The sequence below is a fragment of the Streptomyces sp. NPDC097107 genome, from assembly GCF_044762405.1.
Taxonomy (GTDB): Bacteria; Actinomycetota; Actinomycetes; order Streptomycetales; family Streptomycetaceae; genus Streptomyces; species Streptomyces thinghirensis.
Genome location: NZ_JBIWEF010000007.1, coordinates 310,170 through 329,125, shown reverse-complemented (window position 1 = coordinate 329,125; position 18,956 = coordinate 310,170). Strand labels below are relative to the sequence as shown.

Genomic DNA, 18,956 nt, shown 5'->3' with positions numbered 1-18,956 from the left:
TTACTTCTCCTCGGTGGTGCGGGCGTGGGTGACGGCGGGCTCGTTGCCGCCGAGCAGCAGGTACAGGACGGCCATCCGGATGGAGACGCCGTTGGTGACCTGCTCGACGACGGTGCAGCGGTCGGAGTCGGCGACCTCGGCGGTGATCTCCATACCGCGGACCATCGGACCGGGGTGCATCACGATGGCGTGGTCGGGCATCCGCGCCATGCGGTCGCCGTCGAGGCCGTAGCGGCGGGAGTACTCGCGCTCGGTCGGGAAGAACGCGGCGTTCATACGCTCGCGCTGGACGCGCAGCAGCATCACCGCGTCGGACTTGCTCAGCGTCGAGTCGAGGTCGTAGGAGACCTCGCAGGGCCAGGTCTCGACGCCGACCGGCAGCAGGGTGGGCGGGGCGACGAGGGTGACCTCGGCGCCCAGGGTGTGCAGCAGGTCGACGTTGGAGCGGGCGACCCGGCTGTGCAGGATGTCGCCGACGAGCGTGATGCGGCGTCCGTCCAGGTCCTTCCCGAGGCCGGCGTCGCGGCCGACGAGGCGGCGGCGCATCGTGAAGGCGTCCAGCAAGGCCTGGGTGGGGTGCTGGTGGGTGCCGTCGCCGGCGTTGACGACGTGCGCGTCGATCCAGCCGGAGGTGGCCAGGCGGTACGGGGCGCCGGAGGCGCTGTGCCGGATGACGACGGCGTCGACGCCCATGGCCTCCAGCGTCTGGGCGGTGTCCTTGAGGGACTCGCCCTTGGAGACGCTGGAGCCCTTGGCGGTGAAGTTGATGACGTCCGCGGACAGGCGCTTCTCGGCGGCCTCGAAGGAGATCCGGGTCCGGGTGGAGTCCTCGAAGAAGAGATTGACGACGGTACGGCCGCGCAGGGTCGGCAGTTTCTTGATCGGCCGGTCGGCGACCCGGGCCATCTCCTCGGCGGTGTCGAGGATCAGGATGGCGTCGTCGCGGGTGAGGTCGGCGGCCGAGATGAGATGACGCTGCATCTGTGAGGCTCCGTAAGGCGGTTCATGCGGAAGAGCGGGACAGTTCGGGCGGCCGGGTACGCGTGCGGGCGCGCCGAGCGGGCGTACGGCACGGCTGAACGCGTACGCGAGGTGCTAAGGGTGGGCGCCCGGGGTGGCCGGCTTGGCACCGAGCAGCACGGTGTCGCGACCGTCCTCCTCGGCGAGCTGGACCTTGACCGTCTCCCGCAGCGACGTGGGGAGGTTCTTGCCGACGTAGTCGGCGCGGATGGGCAGTTCGCGGTGGCCGCGGTCGACGAGCACGGCGAGCTGCACCGCGCGCGGGCGGCCGATGTCGTTCAGCGCGTCGAGGGCGGCGCGGATGGTGCGGCCGGAGAAGAGCACGTCGTCGACGAGGACGACCAGGCGGCCGTCGATGCCGTCGCCGGGGATCTCGGTGCGGGCCAGCGCTCGCGGCGGGTGCATGCGCAGGTCGTCGCGGTACATGGTGATGTCGAGCGAGCCGACCGGAATCTTGCGCTCGGTGATCTGCTCGAGCTTGTCGGCGAGCCGCCGGGCGAGGAAGACGCCCCGGGTCGGAATGCCGAGGAGCACCACGTCGTCGGCGCCCTTGGCGCGTTCGACGATCTCGTGGGCGATGCGGGTGAGGACCCGTGCGATGTCGGGCCCTTCGAGAACGGGCCGGGCTTCTTGCTGCTTGTCCATAAGAAACGGACCTCCTTCTCCGCCTCACGGGACGGACCTTAAAGGACGTCGGATATGCGCCACCTACGGTATCAGGCTCACAGAGACGACCTGCGGACCCCCCTGACACTCCCCCGTCACCCCTTTGGCGCACGCGCGTCACCCGCTCGGCGTAACGGATCGCGGGTACCACGGAAGAGCCGGTGCGGACCATTCGGCTTGACGCAGGAGAGTAACGCTGCGTAACCTCACAGTGAGTTACCAGCCGCGCGGCTCGCACCACAGCAGGCCGCGTCGACACCTTGTCCGGGGAGCCATATGTCCAGCGAATACGCCAAACAGCTCGGGGCCAAGCTCCGGGCCATCCGCACCCAGCAGGGCCTTTCCCTCCATGGTGTCGAGGAGAAGTCCCAGGGCCGTTGGAAGGCCGTCGTGGTCGGTTCGTACGAGCGCGGCGACCGTGCCGTCACCGTGCAGCGCCTCGCCGAGCTGGCGGACTTCTACGGCGTTCCCGTACAGGAGCTGCTCCCGGGCACCACCCCGGGCGGTGCCGCCGAGCCGCCGCCGAAGCTGGTCCTGGACCTGGAGCGGCTGGCCACGGTGCCGGCCGAGAAGGCGGGCCCCCTCCAGCGGTACGCGGCCACGATCCAGTCGCAGCGCGGTGACTACAACGGCAAGGTGCTCTCGATCCGCCAGGACGACCTGCGCACACTCGCCGTCATCTACGACCAGTCGCCCTCGGTCCTCACCGAGCAGCTGATCAGCTGGGGCGTCCTGGACGCGGACGCGCGTCGCGCGGTGGCGTCCCACGAGGACCTCTGAGCCGCAGCCGCCTCAGCAGAAACGTGCCGCCGGGGTGGCCGGAACCAAGCGGTTCCGGCCACCCCGGCGGCTTCTTCTGTGCCTCGGGCGTCAGGCGGTACGGGCAACCACGCCGGAGGGCCCGCAGCAGGGCGCTGCGGGCCCTCCGGCGTGGTTGGGTCTCCCGGGCTCCTTTGGGCCCCTCTCAGCTCTCGTCGCGACGCAGCGAGGACTTGAGGTCCTTCAACCGGCCGAGCAGGCCGTTGACGAACGCGGGCGACTCGTCCGTGGAGAACTCCTTCGCCAGCTGCACCATCTCGTCCAGGACGACGGCGTCCGGGGTCGCGTCGACCCAGATCAGCTCGTACGCGCCCAGGCGCAGGATGTTGCGGTCGACGACCGGCATGCGGTCGAGCGTCCAGCCGACCGAGTACTGGGCGATGAGCTCGTCGATGCGCTTCGCGCGCTCGGCGTAGCCCTCGACCAGCTCCATCGTGTACTCGCTCACCGGCGGCTGCCGGGTGTCGGACCGGGCGTGCCGGACCCAGTCGGCGAGGACCGTCAGGACGTCGGCGCCGCGCTGATCGCCCTCGAAGAGGATCTGGAAGGCGCGCTTGCGGGCCGTGTTGCGGGCAGCCACGGTTAGCTGTTCACCCGGCCGAGGTAGTCGCTGGAGCGGGTGTCGACCTTGATCTTCTCACCGGTGGTGATGAAGAGCGGGACGTTGATCTGGTGACCGGTCTCCAGGATGGCGGGCTTGGTGCCGCCGGTGGAGCGGTCGCCCTGGACGCCCGGCTCGGTCTCCTGGATGGTGAGCTCGACGGCGGCGGGCAGCTCGACGAAGAGCACCTCGCCCTCGTGCTGCGCGACGGTGGCGGTGAAGCCCTCCACCAGGAAGTTGGCGGCGTCGCCGACGGCCTTGCGGTCGACGTGCAGCTGGTCGTAGGTCTCCATGTCCATGAAGACGAAGTAGTCGCCGTCCATGTACGAGAACTGCATGTCACGCTTGTCGACAGTGGCCGTCTCGACCTTGACGCCGGCGTTGAAGGTCTTGTCGACGACCTTGCCGGAAAGCACGTTCTTGAGCTTGGTGCGCACGAAGGCGGGGCCCTTGCCGGGCTTGACGTGCTGGAACTCGACGACGGACCAGAGCTGGCCGCCTTCGAGCTTGAGCACCATGCCGTTCTTGAGGTCGTTCGTGGAAGCCACGGTTGCGGAATCTCCTGGACTGGACTGACGTGGACGACCCCGGTGCAGGCCCGCGCACAGCGCGAAGGCTAGAGCGCGAGCAGCTCCTTGGTCGTGATGGTGAGTAGCTCGGGTCCGCCGTCCGCCTCGGGGCGCACGACGAGCGTGTCATCGATCCGGACCCCGCCCCGGCCCGGGAGGTGAACCCCCGGTTCGACGGTGACCGGCACACAAGCGTCCAGTTTACCCATGGCCGCGGGGGCCAACTGCGGGTCCTCGTCGATTTCGAGTCCGACACCGTGACCGGTGAGCGTCGGAAGGTTCTCCGCGTACCCCGCCGAGTCCAGTGCCTGGCGGGCGGCACGGTCCACGTCGCGGCAGGCGGCGCCGGGTGCCAGGGCCTCCCGGCCGGCTCGCTGGGCCGCGAAGACGAGGTCGTACAGCTCGATCTGCCAGTCGGCCGGCGAGGTGCCGATGACGAACGTACGGCCGATCTCGCAGCGGTAGCCGCGGTAGGTCGCGCCCAGGCAGACGGACAGGAAGTCGCCCTCCTCCACGCGCCGGTCGGTGGGCCGGTGGCCGCGGCGTCCCGAGTTCGGGCCGGTGCCGACGGAGGTGGGGAAGGCGGGCCCGTCGGCGCCGTGGTCGACCAGACGGCGCTCCAGTTCCAGGGCGAGGTGCCGTTCGGTGCGGCCGACCAGGATGGACTCCAGGAGTTCGCCGAGGGCCTGGTCGGCGATCTCGGCACCGATGCGCAGACAGGAGATCTCCTCCTCGTCCTTGACCACCCGGAGCTGCTCTACCGCCTGGCCGAGGTCGGTCAGGCGCAGCCGGGGCGCGACCGAGCGCATGGCGCGGTGCCGGACCACGGTGAGGTGGTGGTCCTCCGTGGCGAGGGACTCGGTGCCCTGGGCCGCGGCGAGGCCGGTGGCCGCGACGGCCGGGTCGCCACCGGGTCCGGACAGCGCGCGCACCGGCAGGGACTCGTCGGGCCGGCCCTGTGCCGACCGGTCGTCCGGCGGGCCGGAGCAGACCAGGAGATCCTCGGTCTGGCCCAGCAGCAGTACAGCACCGTGCGGGGCGGCGCCCGCGAGATAGCGCACGTTGGCGGGCCGGGAGACGAGCGCCGCCGCGCTGCCGCCCGCGTTGCAGCGTTCTCGTAGGCGCGTCCGGCGGGCCGCGTACACCTCTGACATGAGCCGAGCGTATGAGCTCCGCCGGGGGTGCGCCGCTTGGATGGGCCGAGTGGGCGGGCCCGGCGCACCCCCATGGGCTCAAGGGGTGCGCCCATGGGGGCGGGGCCTCGTGCTGTGTGGCGTCCGAACGCCCGGTGGGCCTGCTCGCGCCCCGCGGCGGAGCCGCACATCGATACGCCCCCGCGCCCCCGCGGACGCTTACCAGCTGGGTGGGCTGGCTATCGAGCGGGAGAGGACCTCGTCGAGGAGGTGGGCGGTTTCCGGGATGTCGAGTTGGGAGTTGTCGATGATCGGGAGGCCCGAGCCGTACCAGCCGGCCATCCGGCCGTGGATGCGGGCCACCTCCTCGTCGGTGAGGCGCCGGTTACCGCTGCGTTCGGCGTTGCGCTCCAGGACGATGTCCAGGCCCGGCAGGAGGACGACCGGCAGCAGGCCGGGACCGACGTGCCGCTTCCAGCCGCCGAGGCCGACGACCGGGCGGTCCGGGAAGACCGCGTCGTCGAGGATGCACGAGATGCCGTTGGCGAGGAAGTTGCGCGCGGAGAAGCCGCAGGTGCGGCGGGCGAGGCGGTACTGGGCCTCGGAGTGCTCGTTCCACCCGGTCTGGGGGTCGGCGAAGCCGGAGCGGACCCATTCGCGGACGTCGTCGAGGCTGATGTGCGCGGTGGGGACCCGGCGGTGGTCCGCCCAGTACTTGGCGACGCTGGTCTTGCCGGCGCCCGCGGGGCCGATGAGCAGTACCGCGAGGGTGGTCGTGGTGGGGTCGGGCGCGGCGGCCGTGGCAGGCGGCACGCTGGGCACGGCGACGGGGCCGCCGGGCGGCAGCGGTACGTGGCCGGTGCCTTCCGGGGACGGTGGGACGGGGGCAGGCTGGTGCGGACCCGGAACCGGACCCGGCCCCGGAGCCAGTTGCGGGCCGGGGACATGCTGCGGTCCCGGAGTCTGCTGCGGTCCCGGAGCCGGGACCTGATGGGGTGCCGCGGGGAGCGGGGCCTGCACGGGACAACCCGGTGCAGGCGGAGGAACGGGGGCGGAACCCTGGTGCGGGCCCGGGTGGTGTGCGGCCGGTGACCAGCCGACGGCCGGTCCGTGCCCCGGCTGATGGGGCGGCGGCAGCGGAGAACCCACTGCGTGCTGCATCCGGTGCCACTCCGTCTCGTACAGGCGATGGGCGCTGACAGCGGGACGGGGCCCGCTTGCTACCGAACGGTACCGCCCCCGGCCGTCGTTTGGTGAACGGCCGGGGGCGGTCCGAAGTGCCCGTCCCGCAAGGCGAATCGGACGGAAGGTACGCCGGGGTACTACTCGCCCACCTCGCCGTAGGCGGCGAGGAGGACGGCCGGGTCGGGGCCCTCCAGGACGGTGGGCTTGGCGAGGCCGTCCAGGACGATGAAACGCAGCAGGTCGCCGCGGGACTTCTTGTCGACCTTCATGTTCTCGACCAGCTTGGGCCACTGGTCGTGGCGGTAGTGCAGCGGGAGGCCGACCGATTCGAGGATGGTGCGGTGGCGGTCGGCGGTCGCGTCGTCCAAGCGGCCCGCGAGGCGGCCCAGTTCGGCGGCGAAGTGCATACCGACCGAGACCGCGGCGCCGTGACGCCACTTGTAGCGCTCGTTCTTCTCGATGGCGTGGCCGAGCGTGTGACCGTAGTTGAGGATCTCCCGCAGGCCCGCCTCCTTCAGGTCGGAGGAGACGACCTCCGCCTTGACCCTGATCGAACGCACGATCAGCTCGGAGGTGTGCGGTCCGGCCGGGGTGCGCGCGGCCCGGGGGTCGGACTCGATCAGGTCCAGGATCACCGGGTCGGCGATGAAGCCGGCCTTGATGACCTCGGCGAGCCCGGAGACGTAGTCGTTGACCGGGAGGGAGTCCAGCGCGGCCAGGTCGCACAGGACACCGGCCGGCGGGTGGAAGGAGCCGACGAGGTTCTTGCCCTCGGCGGTGTTGATGCCGGTCTTGCCGCCGACGGCCGCGTCCACCATGGCCAGCACGGTGGTGGGGACGGCGATCCAGCGCACGCCGCGCAACCAGGTCGCTGCCACGAAACCGGCCAGGTCGGTGCTGGCCCCGCCGCCGACACCGACGATCACGTCGGTGCGGGTGAAGCCGGACTGGCCGAGCGCCTTCCAGCAGTAGGCGGCGACCTCGGCGGTCTTCGCCTCCTCGGCGTTGGGCACCTGGATGGCGATCGCCTCGTAGCCCTGCCCGGCGAGGTCGGCGCGCAGCGCGTCGCCGGTCTCGGCGAGGGCCTCGGGGTGGATCACCGCGACCTTCTTGGCCTTCGGGCCGATCAGACCACCGAGCTCGCCCAGGAGCTGACGGCCCACCAGGACCTCGTAGGGGTCGGATCCCGCGGTGCCGCCGACCTGGATCCGGGTGACTGCCTCGCTCATGCTTCTTTCAACTCCAGTGCGTCGAGGGCGCCTCGGGTGACTTCTTCCGGCGTGCGCCCGTCGGTGGCCACGACGACCGTGGCGACCTCCTCGTACAGGTGGCGGCGGGCTTCCATCAGCTCACGCCACTGTCTGCGCGGATTGACCGCAAGCAGCGGCCGCGCGGCGTTCAGGCCGGTGCGCCTGACGGCCTCCTCGACGTCCATCGAGAGGTAGACGACGCGCTGCGCGACAAGCAGGCGGCGCGTGTCCGCGTCCAGGATCGCGCCGCCGCCGAGGGCGAGGACGCCGTCGTGCTCGGCGAGCGCCCGGTGCACGGTCCGTTTCTCCAGGGCCCGGAAGGCCGCCTCGCCCTCGTCGACGAAGATGTCGGCGACGGTGCGCCCCTGCCCGGTGACGATGTCCTCGTCCGTGTCCCGGTAGCCGACGCCGAGCCGCTCGGCGAGGAGCTGTCCGACGGTGGACTTGCCGACGCCCATCGGGCCGACGAGGACGATCAGCGGGGCCGCGGTCACCGGATGGCCAGGTTGTCGAGGTACGAGGTGACGTTGCGGCGGGTCTCGGTGACGCTGTCGCCGCCGAACTTCTCCGCCACCGCGTCCGCCAGCACCAGGGCGACCATCGCCTCGGCGACGATGCCGGCGGCGGGTACCGCGCACACGTCGGAGCGCTGGTGGTGGGCCTGCGCGGCCTCGCCGGTGGCGACGTCCACCGTCTGCAGAGCCCGCGGCACGGTCGCGATCGGCTTCATGGCCGCCTTCACGCGCAGCAGCTCGCCGGTGGTGAGACCTCCCTCGGTGCCGCCGGAGCGGCCGGACGCCCGCTTGATGCCGTCGGGGCCGGTGAGGATCTCGTCGTGCGCCCGGGAGCCGGGCACCCGGGCCAGTCCGAAGCCGTCGCCGACCTCGACGCCCTTGATGGCCTGGATGCCCATGAGGGCGGCGGCCAGCCGGGCGTCCAGCCGGCGGTCCCAGTGCACGTGCGAGCCGAGTCCGACCGGGACGTCGTAGGCCAGCACCTCGACCACGCCGCCGAGCGTGTCGCCGTCCTTGTGCGCCTGGTCGATCTCCGCGACCATCGCCTGCGAGGCGTCCGCGTCCAGGCAGCGCACCGGGTCGGCGTCCAGCTTCTCCACGTCCGCCGGCGTCGGGTACACGCCGTAGGGAGCCTTGGCGGCGGCCAGTTCGACGACGTGGCTGACGACCTCGATGCCGGCCGTCTCCCTCAGGTACGAGCGCGCCACCGCGCCCAGTGCCACCCGGGCGGCGGTCTCCCGCGCGGAGGCGCGCTCCAGGATCGGCCGGGCCTCGTCGAAGCCGTACTTCTGCATGCCCGCGAGGTCGGCATGGCCGGGACGGGGGCGGGTCAGCGGGGCGTTGCGCGCCAGACCGGCCAGCACCTCGGGATCCACCGGGTCGGCCGACATGACCTGCTCCCACTTGGGCCACTCGGTGTTGCCGACCATGACCGCGACCGGGGAACCGAGGGTGAGCCCGTGCCGGACGCCACCGAGGAAGGTGACCTCGTCCCGCTCGAACTTCATCCGCGCACCGCGACCGTAGCCGAGCCGCCGCCTCGCCAGGTGGTCCGCGACCATGTCCGTGGTGATCGGCACGCCGGCGGGCAGACCCTCCAGCGTCGCGACGAGTGCGGGACCGTGGGACTCCCCCGCGGTCAGCCAGCGCAACCTGCTCAACGGTGCTCCTCAGTGCTCGCGCCCCGGTTATGCCCTGCGTACGCGTCTTCTCCGCGTACGGCTACGGCGTGTCCGGGTGCGCGGGCCCCGGTCCGCCACCTCCGATCCTCCCACGTCCGGTCGCCCGGCCCGGCCGCCGGTCCATCTGGCGGACGGGCGCGCGGACGCCGGGCGAGGGCGCGGGCACGCCTGCGGGCCGGAGGGACGCTACCGGGCCGCGAGGGCGCGCTCTCCCGCGCGGCGCATGGCGGCGAGCGGGGCCGGGGCGCGGCCCGTCATCTGCTCCACCTGGAGCACCGCCTGGTGGAGCAGCAGGTCGAGCCCGCTGACCACGGCCCCGCCGTACGCCGACCAGCGGGCGGCGAGTGCGGTCGGCCAGGGGTCGTAGAGCACGTCGAAGAGGGTCACGGGCATCTCGGGGACGGCGGCGGCGAGGGCGTCGGTGGCGCCGGCCGGGGTGGTGGCCACCACCAGCGGGGCACGCAGCGCCTCCTCGGCGTCCGCCCAGTCGGCGATGCGCACGGTGACGTCCAGCCGTTCGGCCCAGCCCCGCATCTCGGCGGCGCGCGCCTGACTGCGGACGTAGACGGCGACCTCGCCGGTGCAGATCCGGGCCAGCGCGGCCAGCGCGGAGGAGGCGGTGGCGCCGGCGCCGAGGACCGCCGCGGTCTCGACCTTCACGATGCCGTGTTCGCGCAGGGCGGCGACGATGCCGGGGATGTCGGTGTTGTCGCCGGTCCTGCGGCCGTCCTCGGTGAGGACCACGGTGTTCACCGCGTCCACGGAGGCCGCAGTCCCGCTGATCTCGTCGAGCAGCGGGATGACCGCCCGCTTGAGCGGCATGGTCAGCGACAGGCCCGCCCATTCGGGGCCCAGCTGCTCGAAGAAGCGCGGCAGCGCCTCCTCGTCGACGTCGAAACGGTCGTACGTCCAGTTCTCCAGACCCAGCTCCGCATAGGCGGCGTGGTGCAGCACCGGGGAGAGGGAGTGCGCGACCGGAGAGCCGAGGACGGCGGCCCGGCGACGGTCAGCTGCCGGAGCTGGCATTGTACTTTTCCTTCAGTTTCAGGAACTCGTCGTGCGTCTTGGCGAACTCGGTCTTGCTCACGCCGTCGGTGGCCACGAAGTACATCCAGCCGTCCTTCGTGGGTGCGAGCGCCGCCTGCAGCGCCTCCGCGCCGGGGTTGCCGATGGGTCCGGGCGGCAGGCCCTTGTTGGTGTAGGTGTTGTACGGGTCCGGGTTGCTGTTGATCTCGGACTCGCTGATGCGGATCTTGCTCTGGCCCTTCAGGTAGTTGAAGGACGAGTCGAACTGAAGTTCCTGGTTGGTCTCCGTGTTGGTGGGCTTGAGCCGGTTGTAGACGACCTCGGACATCCTGCGGAAGTCGTCGTGCGTCTTGCCCTCGGCCTGCACCAGGCTCGCCACGGTGAGCAGCTGCCAGGGACCTTCGAGGCCGAGGCCCTCCGCCTTCTCCTCGAGTCCGATTTCCTCGTACTGCTCGGTGGCCCGCGCCACCATCTGCTTCAGCACGTCCTCGGGCTTCTGCCCCTTGGCCGCCGAGTAGCTGGACGGGTAGAGGAATCCTTCCAGCGGATCCTTCACGTTCTTGTGGTTCGTCGCCCAGTCGGGCAGGCCGAGGCTCTTCCACTCGGTCTTGGCGACTCCGGCCGTGGTTCCCTCGTCCACCCCGAGCTGCTTGTCGATCATCTTGTAGACGTCGACGTTGCGCTTGCCCTCGGCGATGATCAGGTTGCTGCGGCTCTTGGGGTTGAGCAGGAGTTCGACCGCGCTCTCGGCCGACATCTCCTTCTCCAGCGTGTACGCGCCGTCCTGGATGCTCTTGCCGCGGGGATTGCTCTGCTGGGCGGTGATGAAGGCGTCGACGCTCTTCACCACGCCCTTCCGCTTCAGCTCCTGGCCGATGGTCGAGCCGCCCGCGCCCTTGGGGATGGAGACGGTCACCTGCTCGCCGTTGCCGTCGCCCGCGTAGTCCGGGGCCGCGCCGAAACGATCCTGGTAGAACTGGTAGCCGAAATATGCGACTCCCGCCACGCCGCCGCCCAGTACCAGGCAGACCACGAGGCACGCGACCCCGCTGCGGCCCTTCTTGGGCTTGCCGCCGCGACCGCCCCTGCCCCTGCGGTCACCGCGCCCACGGCCGCCGAAGTCGTCGCCTTCTGCGTCCGCGTCCCCGCCCGTGAAGAAGGCGTGCTCGCCCTCGTCGGGACCGGGGTCCCAGTCGGTGTGCTGGGGATCGGGCTCGGTGCGCCGGCGGGCGGGCGGTTCCGGCGGCGGGTACGCCTCCGGGGTGCCGTAGAAGTCGGGCTGCTCCGGGCCGTAGGCGGCGGACTGCTGGCCGTAGGGATCCGACGGGTCGGCGGGGTACTGCGCGTGGGGACGCGCGCCGGCACCCCAGCCGCCGTTGTCGTAGCCGTGCTGGGGCTGCCCCTGGGAGGCGTACTGCCGGTCGTACTGCTGCTGGTCGTACCGCGGCTGACCGTACTGGTCGTACTGCGGCTCGGGGGGCTGCTGCTGACCGTACTGGTCGTACTGCGGCTGCTGACCGTATGCGGACTGGCCGCCGTCGCCCCAGTCGCCGTACTGCTGCTGCGACTGCTGCTGCTCCGGATACTGCTGTGGCTGGCCGCCGTAGGGGGACTGCTGACCCGTATGGGCCTGCTGTCCGCCCCATCCGCCGTCCCCGTACAACGGGTCCTCCGGATGCCACGGTTCGGAGCCTGGGCCCCGGCCATACTCAGTCATCGATCCCCTAGAGCCGCGAGGCGACGGGGCACGCGCGGCCTGTCATGGAGGGCCCGCTTCCGTTCCGCCTCTTGCTGTGCGGTGGCTGTTCGAATGCCTCCGCATCGCGCGGAACGTTACCGTATCGCGATCAGATGACCACTTCGACGCCCTCGCCGGGTGCTCTGCCTGACACCCGTTCGGATTCCAGCGCCTGCTGAAGGATGATCACAGCGGCGGCCTGGTCGATGACGGACCGGCCCTTCCTGGACTTCACTCCGGAGGCGCGCAGTCCCTGACTGGCGGTCACCGTGGTCATCCGCTCGTCGACGAGCCTGACCGGGACCGGCGCGATGCCACGGGCCAGCTCCTGCGCGAAGCGCCTGACCTTGGCCGCGGCCGGCCCCTCGCCCCCCTTGAGGGAACGAGGGAGACCGACGACGACCTCGATCGGTTCGTACTCCTCGACCAGTTGCCGCAGGCGGCGGTGGGCCGCGGGGACGTCGCGTCCGGGGACGGTCTCCACCGGCGTGGCGAGGATTCCGTCGGGGTCGCACGAGGCGACCCCGATACGGGCGTCCCCGACGTCGACGGCCAGGCGGCGACCGCGGCGCATGACCGGGCCGTCCGCCGGGGCGTCAGCCGGCTCGTCCACCCGGCCGCCGCTCGGGCCGTTCGCCGGGCCGCTCACTTGGCGCTGTCCGCCACGAGACGCTCGACGGCGTCGACGGCGTCACCGATGGCGGCGGGGTTCTGGCCGCCGCCCTGGGCGACGTCCGGCTTGCCGCCACCGCCGCCGCCGAGGGTCTTGGCGGCGGTGCGCACCAGGTCACCGGCCTTGAGACCGCGCTCGCGGGCGGCCTCGTTGGTGGCGATGACCGTCAGGGGCTTGCCGTTGACGGTCGTGAACAGGGCCACGACCGCGGCCCGGCCGCCCTGGATGCGGCCGCGCACGTCGAGGACCAGCTTGCGCAGGTCGTCGGCGGTGGTGCCGTCCGGGACCTGACCGGTCACCAGGGCGACACCGCGCACGTCCTTGGCGGAGTCGGCGAGCGAGCCGGCGGCCTGGAGGACCTTCTCGGCGCGGAACTTCTCGATCTCCTTCTCGGCGTCCTTCAGCTTGCCGAGCATCGCGGAGACCTTCTCCGGGAGCTCCTCCGGGCGGCCCTTGATCAGCTCCTGGAGCTGGGCGACGACCGTGTGCTCACGGGCGAGGAAGTTGTAGGCGTCCACGCCGACCAGAGCCTCGATCCGGCGCACGCCGGAGCCGATGGAGGACTCGCCGAGCAGCTTGACCAGGCCGAGCTGGGCGGTGTTGTGCACGTGGGTGCCGCCGCACAGCTCCTTGGAGAAGTCGCCGATGGTCACGACGCGCACGCGCTCGCCGTACTTCTCGCCGAACTCGGCGATGGCGCCCTGCTTCTTGGCCTCGTCGATGCCCATGACGTCGGCGCGCACGTCGAGGTCGCGGGCGAGCACCTCGTTGATCTTCTGCTCGACGTCGGTCATCACGGCCGTCGGGACGGCGGCGGGCGAGCCGAAGTCGAAGCGGAAGCGGCCGGGCTGGTTCTCGGAACCGGCCTGGGCGGCCGTCGGGCCGAGGGCGTCGCGCAGCGCCTGGTGGGTGAGGTGGGTGGCCGAGTGGGCGCGGGCGATGGCCTTGCGGCGGCGGTCGTCGATGGAGGCCTGGGCCTTGGCACCGACGGTGACCTCGCCGACCTGGACGACGCCCTTGTGGACGTACACGCCCGGGACCGGCTTCTGGCAGTCGCGGATCTCGATGACGGCACCGGTGTCGACCTTGATCCGGCCGGTGTCACCGATCTGGCCGCCGCCCTCGGCGTAGAAGGGGGTGCGGTCGAGGACGATCTCGACCTCGTCGCCCTCGGTGGCGGCCGGGGAGGAGGCGCCGTCGACGAGGATGCCGACGATTCGGGACTCGCTCTCGGTGTCGCTGTAGCCGACGAAGTCGGTGGCGCCGGCCTTGTCGGCGATCTCGCGGTAGGCGCCGGTGCCGGCGTGGCCGGTCTTCTTGGCCTGGGCGTCGGCCTTGGCGCGCTCCCGCTGCTCCTTCATGAGGCGGCGGAATCCGTCCTCGTCCACGGAGAGCCCCTGCTCGGCAGCCATCTCCAGGGTGAGGTCGATCGGGAAGCCCCAGGTGTCGTGGAGCAGGAACGCCTTGTCGCCGGCGAGGACGGTGCCACCGGTGGCCTTGGTGTCGCTGACGGCGGTGTCGAGGATGTTGGTGCCGGCCTTCAGCGTCTTGAGGAAGGCGTTCTCCTCGGCGAGGGCGACCTTCTCGATCCGCTCGCGGTCGGTGATCAGCTCGGGGTACTGCTGCCCCATCATCCCGATGACGACGTCGATCAGGTCCTTGACGACCGGACCGGTGGCGCCGAGCAGGCGCATGTTGCGGATGGCGCGGCGCATGATGCGGCGCAGGACGTAGCCGCGGCCCTCGTTGCCGGGGGTGACGCCGTCGCCGATGAGCATCACGGAGGTGCGCATGTGGTCGGTGACCACGCGCAGGGAGACGTCCGAGGCGTGGGCGTCGCCGTAGGCAACGCCGGTCAGCTCGGTGGCCTTCTTGATGACGGCCATGGAGGTGTCGATCTCGTACATGTTCTGCACGCCCTGCAGAATCATGGCGAGCCGCTCCAGGCCGAGGCCCGTGTCGATGTTCTGGCTCGGCAGGTCCCCGAGGATCTCGAAGTCCTCCTTGCCGATGCCCTCGCCCCGCTCGTACTGCATGAAGACGAGGTTCCAGATCTCCACGTACCGCTCGTCGTTGACGGCGGGGCCGCCCTCGGCGCCGAACTCGGGGCCGCGGTCGTAGTTGATCTCGGAACAGGGGCCGCAGGGGCCGGGGACGCCCATGGACCAGTAGTTGTCCTTCTTGCCGAGGCGCTGGATGCGCTCGGAGGGGACGCCGACGACGTCGTGCCAGATGCGTTCGGCCTCGTCGTCGTCCTTGTAGACGGTGATCCACAGGCGCTCGGGGTCGAGGCCGTAGCCGCCCTTGTCCTGGGCGCTGGTGAGCAGCTCCCAGGCGTACTTGATGGCGCCTTCCTTGAAGTAGTCGCCGAAGGAGAAGTTGCCGCACATCTGGAAGAAGGTGCCGTGGCGGGTGGTCTTGCCGACCTCTTCGATGTCCGGCGTGCGCACGCACTTCTGCACGCTGGTGGCGCGGTCGAAGGGCGGCTTGACCTCACCCAGGAAGTAGGGCTTGAAGGGCACCATGCCGGCCGGGACCAGCAGCAGAGTCGGGTCGTCCGCGATGAGCGACGCCGAAGGGACGACGGTGTGACCGCGCTCCTCGAAGAAGCTCAACCAGCGGCGACGAATCTCGGCCGACTCCATCAGTGGTCCTCATTCCGGTTGTACGAGTACGTCGCCCTGACGTCGACGACGGACTTCGGGTTGTTGCGGTTCTCGATGGCGTTGTAGCGCCGGGGTTCGGGGAGTTCGCGGTCGACGGGGGCGTTCAGCCCGAGCGCGTCGTCCAGTTCGGCCTCCCGCTGGGCCATGTTCTCGCGGACGTCGAGCGCGAAGCCCACCGCGCGGTCCTTGAACCGGGTGCCCGCGTCGAGCGCCTTGTTCGCCGCGGTCGCGGCGAGGCTTTCGGGGGTCAGCTGCTTGAGCTTCCGGTTGACCTTGGTGGTGGCCCACACGCCGGCGGCGACGCCGGTGCCGAACCAGAACGTACGGCGGAACATCGCTGGATCAGTCCTTCTTCCGCTTCGTCCGCCGCGCCGCCGGGATCGTACGGCCGACGATCACGGTGCGCCGCGGCTCCTTGGCCGGGCCCGCGGGCACGTCCTCCTTGCGACCGCCGAGTGCCCGGCGCACGCCGTACCCGAACGCGGCGACCTTGACCAGGGGGCCGCCGAACGTGGAGGCCACGGTAGTGGACAGCGCGGAGGCGTTCGACGTGACCTCCTGGACGTCGGAGGCGATCGCGTCGACCCGGTCGATCTGGGTCTGCGCGGAGCGCACCGCCGACGAGGCGTCGGACAGCAGCGGGACGGCCTGGTCGGTCACGTCCGCCACGAGCTTGGTGGTCGCCCTGAGCGTCTGGGCCAGCCTCGCCAGTGCGACGGCGAGGAAGGAGACCAGGATCGCCCAGAAGACGGCCACCAGGATCCCGGCCACCTCGCCACCGGACACTGTGTGCACCCGCTCCCTGAAAGACGTGCCTGAACATCGGGAAAGTCGTTCACCGAGCCTATCGCGCCGGGCGCGGGGCTCCGTACCGGATCGTCGTCCGGCGCGCGGTGCGGGGGGATGGAATCACGACAAGCGGCTGTACGGAGCGAATTCGGTTCAGTACGCTCCGTGTTTCATGCGAGACCTTCGACGCGACGGAATCCCGCACGGCAACCTACCGCTGGAACTCGACGCCTTCGTGGGGAGAGCGGCGGAACTCGCGGAGCTGGCCGGGGCGCTGGGCTCCGGGCGGCTGGTGACAGTGACCGGGACCGGTGGGGTCGGGAAGTCGCGGCTGGCGGCGCGGGCGGCCGCGCGGTGCGCGCCCCGGGACGGCGTGTGGCGGGTGGAACTGGCGCCGGTGCGCGACGAGGAGTTCGTCGACTACGCGGTCGTGGAGGCGCTGGGCCTGACGGACCACACGGCGCGGCTGCCGCGCGAGGCGCTGCTCGCGCACCTCGCCGGGCGGGAGTTGCTCCTGGTCCTCGACGGGGTCGAGCACCTGGTGGACGCCTGTGCCGCGCTGACGACCGACCTGCTGGGCCGCGCTCCGGGGCTGCGGGTCCTGGCGGTGGGGCGCAGACCGCTGGGCGTGGCCGGGGAACGGCAGGTTCCGCTGGCGCCGTTGAGTCCGCAGGAGGCGGTGGAACTGCTGACGGTCCGGGCGGGGCAGCGGAATCTGGCGTACGGGTGCGACGCCGACCTCGAGGACGACCACGGGGACGTGCGCGAACTGTGCCGGCGCCTGGACGGTATCCCGCTGGCGATCGAACTGGCGGCGGGGCGGCTGGACGCGCTGTCGCCGGGACAGGTGCTGCAACGGCTGGACGACCGTTTCCGCCTGCTGACCGGCGGGGACCCCACCTCGCTGCCCCGGCACCGCACGCTGCGCACGGCGATCGGCTGGAGCCATGAGCTGTGCACGCCGGCGGAGCGGCTGCTGTGGGCGCGGCTGTCGGTGTTCGCGGGACCGTTCGACCTGGAGGCCGCCGAGTACGTGTGCAGCGGCGAGGGGCTGCCCGCCGACGACGTGCTCGACGTGCTCTCCGCGCTGCTCGCGCAGTCCGTGCTGACCCGCGAGGAGGCCCCGGCCGGGGTGCGCTACCGGATGCTCGACACGGTGCGGGCGTACGGCGCCGACTGGCTGGAGGCGACGGGTGACGCGACGCGGCTGCGGCGGCGGCACCGGGACTGGTACATGGGCCTGGCGACCTGGTGCGAGCTGGAGTGGTTCTCGCCGCGCCAGCGTGAGGTCGCCGCGCGGGTGAACGCGGAAGTGCCGAATCTGCGCAGCGCCCTGGAGTACTGCCTGACCGAGCCGGACGAGGCTCATCTGGGCCAGTATCTGGCGGGCGCGCTGTGGTTCCACTGGGTCGGCTGCGGACGGCTGTCGGAGGGGCGGCGCTGGCTGGAGCAGGCGGTGCGGCTGGACGTGGAGGGGACGGCGGGCGAGCAGTCCCGGCTGAAGGCGTTGTGGGTGCTCGGCTACGTGGCGATCCTGCAGGGCGACACGGTGCCCGCGCTGGCGGCGCTCCAGGAGTGCCGGGAGGAGGCCGAGCGGTCGGCGAATCCCACGGCGGTGGCCTACGCGGAGCACCGCACCGGGTGTCTGGCCCTGGTCACGGATGACATGCCGCGTGCGGAGTCGCTGCTGCGCTCCGCGCTGCGGCGGTACCGGGAGATCGGCGAACTCAACAGCAACGTCCTGATGGGCCAGGTGGAGCTGGCGATGACGCGGGCGTTCCAGGGCGATCTGCCGGAAGCGGTGCGATTGTGCGAGGACGTGCGCCAGGTGTGCGAGGACCACGGCGAGCGCTGGGCCCGGGGGTACGCCCTGTACGTGCTGGCCTACGCGGCGTGGAGCGACGGGGAACCGGGACGTGCCCGCGCGCTGCTGGCCGACTGCCTGGCCGGTGCGCACCGGTTCCGGGACCAGCTCGGCTCGGTGCTGGCGGTGGAACTGCTGGCCCTGGTCACCGTGGCGGACGGGAACGCGGCGGAGGCGGCGGTGCTGCAGGGCGCGGCGGGGCGGATGTGGCCGTCGGTGGGCCTGCCGTTGTTCGGCTCGGCGCACTACAACGCGCCGCACGAGCTGTGCGAGGCGGCGGCGCGGGAGCAGCTGGGCGACGAGCGGTACGAGGAGTGCGTGCGGCACGGGTCGCGGCTCGGCCGCCGGGAGGCGGTGGCGCGGGCGCTGCGGCGGCCCGGGGCGCCGGCCTCGCTGCCGGCGCCGCGCGGGAGCGGGCGGCGTGCCACGGCGGGCGCGCGGACTGCGAAGCCCGCCGCCTCGCCCACCCGGAAGGGCGGGGAGACGGCGGGCTGAGGTACCGCTGGTGCTACTGCGGCCTGCTCGTTCAGCGTTTCCGCTGGATCAGCGGGCGTAGTACTCGACGACGAGCTGCTCGTCGCAGATCACCGGGATCTCCTTGCGGTTCGGCTCACGGTCCAGGCGGAACGCCAGAGCCTTGAGGTTCACCTGGAGGTAGCGCGGGGTCTCACCGTCGGGGGCGAAGCCACCCTCGCGGGCGATCGTGAAGAGCGTCTTCTCCTTGGAGCGCTCGCGCACCTGCACGACGTCGTCCGGGCGGACGCGGAAGGACGGCTTGTCGACCTTCTGGCCGTTGACCTGGATGTGGCCGTGCACGACCATCTGGCGGGCCTGGTAGATCGTGCGGGCGATGCCCGAACGCAGGACCAGCGCGTCGAGGCGGCGCTCCAGCTCGATGACCAGGGCCTCGCCGGTCTTCATGTTGGTCTTGGAGGCACGCTCGTAGGCGCGGACGAGCTGACGCTCGCTGAGGTCGTACTGCGCGCGCAGACGCTGCTTCTCGAGCAGACGGACCTTGTAGTCCGAGTTCTGCTTGCGGCCGCGGCCGTGCTCGCCCGGCGGGTAGGGGCGGGCCTCGAAGTACTTGACGGCCTTCGGGGTCAGCGCGATACCGAGGGCACGCGACTTCTTGACCTTGGGACGGGGCTGGTTCGCCACTGTCTGTGTCTCTTTCCTGGATTCCGGCTTGTCAGGGTTGAGGGAGGTCGCAATCCGCAGCCGGGGAAACCCGCCTGGTCCGCGTGGGACCTGCCGGGCAGCC

At 71.4% G+C, this 18,956-nt stretch carries 18 protein-coding genes; 2 read left to right on the top strand and 16 right to left on the bottom strand.

Annotation, left to right across the window (positions count from 1 at the left end; all coding sequences use genetic code 11):
* Together ACIQ1J_RS19285 and pyrR are read right to left on the bottom strand one after the other, a co-directional pair.
* Window positions 1-981, bottom strand: a complete 981-nt coding sequence (locus ACIQ1J_RS19285) for an aspartate carbamoyltransferase catalytic subunit (protein ID WP_403558063.1) — start codon at window positions 979-981, stop codon at window positions 1-3.
* Window positions 982-1,095: 114 nt separating this feature from the next.
* Window positions 1,096-1,665, bottom strand: a complete 570-nt coding sequence (gene pyrR, locus ACIQ1J_RS19280) for a bifunctional pyr operon transcriptional regulator/uracil phosphoribosyltransferase PyrR (protein WP_210961453.1) — start codon at window positions 1,663-1,665, stop codon at window positions 1,096-1,098.
* A 297-nt stretch (window positions 1,666-1,962) separates the two neighbouring features.
* Here pyrR and bldD point away from each other — a divergent pair, with 297 nt between their 5' ends.
* Window positions 1,963-2,466 carry a transcriptional regulator BldD gene (gene bldD, locus ACIQ1J_RS19275; RefSeq protein WP_055415924.1) on the top strand — a complete coding sequence of 168 codons (504 nt, stop codon included), beginning with the start codon at window positions 1,963-1,965 and terminating at the stop codon, window positions 2,464-2,466.
* Between the two features lie 184 nt (window positions 2,467-2,650).
* Here bldD and nusB read toward each other — a convergent pair whose 3' ends face one another.
* The 13 genes from nusB to ACIQ1J_RS19210 all read right to left on the bottom strand — a co-directional run bounded on the left by nusB (window position 2,651) and on the right by ACIQ1J_RS19210 (window position 15,837).
* A complete protein-coding gene (nusB, locus tag ACIQ1J_RS19270; RefSeq protein WP_210961454.1) occupies window positions 2,651-3,085 on the bottom strand; it encodes a transcription antitermination factor NusB in 435 nt (144 codons plus the stop codon).
* Between the two features lie 2 nt (window positions 3,086-3,087).
* On the bottom strand, window positions 3,088-3,654 hold the full coding sequence (gene efp, locus ACIQ1J_RS19265) for an elongation factor P (RefSeq protein WP_055415926.1): 567 nt from the start codon (window positions 3,652-3,654) through the stop codon (window positions 3,088-3,090).
* Window positions 3,655-3,722: 68 nt separating this feature from the next.
* Window positions 3,723-4,829: an aminopeptidase P family protein gene (locus tag ACIQ1J_RS19260; RefSeq protein WP_403558059.1), complete on the bottom strand. Its 1,107-nt coding sequence runs from the start codon at window positions 4,827-4,829 to the stop codon at window positions 3,723-3,725.
* Window positions 4,830-5,027: 198 nt separating this feature from the next.
* Entirely contained in the window at window positions 5,028-5,969 is a 942-nt protein-coding gene (locus tag ACIQ1J_RS19255) for a Pro-rich N-terminal domain-containing protein (RefSeq protein WP_403558057.1), read from the bottom strand.
* Window positions 5,970-6,130: 161 nt separating this feature from the next.
* Complete coding sequence (gene aroB / locus ACIQ1J_RS19250) at window positions 6,131-7,222, bottom strand: 3-dehydroquinate synthase (protein ID WP_210961457.1); 1,092 nt, start codon at window positions 7,220-7,222, stop codon at window positions 6,131-6,133.
* Window positions 7,219-7,701 (bottom strand): shikimate kinase, encoded by a 483-nt coding sequence (locus ACIQ1J_RS19245; protein ID WP_403558241.1) that lies wholly within the window; start codon window positions 7,699-7,701, stop codon window positions 7,219-7,221. Before ACIQ1J_RS19245 ends, aroB begins: the two co-directional genes overlap by 4 nt.
* Before the next feature lie 32 nt (window positions 7,702-7,733).
* Window positions 7,734-8,918, bottom strand: a complete 1,185-nt coding sequence (gene aroC / locus ACIQ1J_RS19240) for a chorismate synthase (RefSeq protein ID WP_403558054.1) — start codon at window positions 8,916-8,918, stop codon at window positions 7,734-7,736.
* Between the two features lie 207 nt (window positions 8,919-9,125).
* Window positions 9,126-9,965 carry a shikimate dehydrogenase gene (locus ACIQ1J_RS19235; protein WP_403558052.1) on the bottom strand — a complete coding sequence of 280 codons (840 nt, stop codon included), beginning with the start codon at window positions 9,963-9,965 and terminating at the stop codon, window positions 9,126-9,128.
* Window positions 9,946-11,682 carry an endolytic transglycosylase MltG gene (gene mltG / locus ACIQ1J_RS19230; protein ID WP_403558050.1) on the bottom strand — a complete coding sequence of 579 codons (1,737 nt, stop codon included), beginning with the start codon at window positions 11,680-11,682 and terminating at the stop codon, window positions 9,946-9,948. The genes ACIQ1J_RS19235 and mltG overlap by 20 nt, the downstream gene beginning before the upstream one ends.
* Before the next feature lie 130 nt (window positions 11,683-11,812).
* Window positions 11,813-12,277: a Holliday junction resolvase RuvX gene (gene ruvX / locus ACIQ1J_RS19225; RefSeq protein ID WP_210961540.1), complete on the bottom strand. Its 465-nt coding sequence runs from the start codon at window positions 12,275-12,277 to the stop codon at window positions 11,813-11,815.
* Between the two features lie 71 nt (window positions 12,278-12,348).
* Entirely contained in the window at window positions 12,349-15,021 is a 2,673-nt protein-coding gene (gene alaS / locus ACIQ1J_RS19220; RefSeq protein WP_403558048.1) for an alanine--tRNA ligase, read from the bottom strand.
* Window positions 15,021-15,377 carry a hypothetical protein gene (locus tag ACIQ1J_RS19215; RefSeq protein ID WP_403558046.1) on the bottom strand — a complete coding sequence of 119 codons (357 nt, stop codon included), beginning with the start codon at window positions 15,375-15,377 and terminating at the stop codon, window positions 15,021-15,023. The genes alaS and ACIQ1J_RS19215 overlap by 1 nt, the downstream gene beginning before the upstream one ends.
* 7 nt (window positions 15,378-15,384) lie before the next feature.
* Window positions 15,385-15,837: a DUF948 domain-containing protein gene (locus tag ACIQ1J_RS19210; RefSeq protein ID WP_121745912.1), complete on the bottom strand. Its 453-nt coding sequence runs from the start codon at window positions 15,835-15,837 to the stop codon at window positions 15,385-15,387.
* Window positions 15,838-16,003: 166 nt separating this feature from the next.
* Here ACIQ1J_RS19210 and ACIQ1J_RS19205 point away from each other — a divergent pair, with 166 nt between their 5' ends.
* The gene (locus tag ACIQ1J_RS19205) at window positions 16,004-18,190 is read left to right on the top strand and encodes an ATP-binding protein (RefSeq protein WP_403558044.1); all 2,187 of its coding nucleotides are present in this window, start codon (window positions 16,004-16,006) and stop codon (window positions 18,188-18,190) included.
* A gap of 48 nt (window positions 18,191-18,238) precedes the next feature.
* Here ACIQ1J_RS19205 and rpsD read toward each other — a convergent pair whose 3' ends face one another.
* Window positions 18,239-18,853, bottom strand: a complete 615-nt coding sequence (gene rpsD, locus ACIQ1J_RS19200) for a 30S ribosomal protein S4 (protein ID WP_003977321.1) — start codon at window positions 18,851-18,853, stop codon at window positions 18,239-18,241.
* Between the last annotated feature and the right edge of the window lie 103 nt (window positions 18,854-18,956).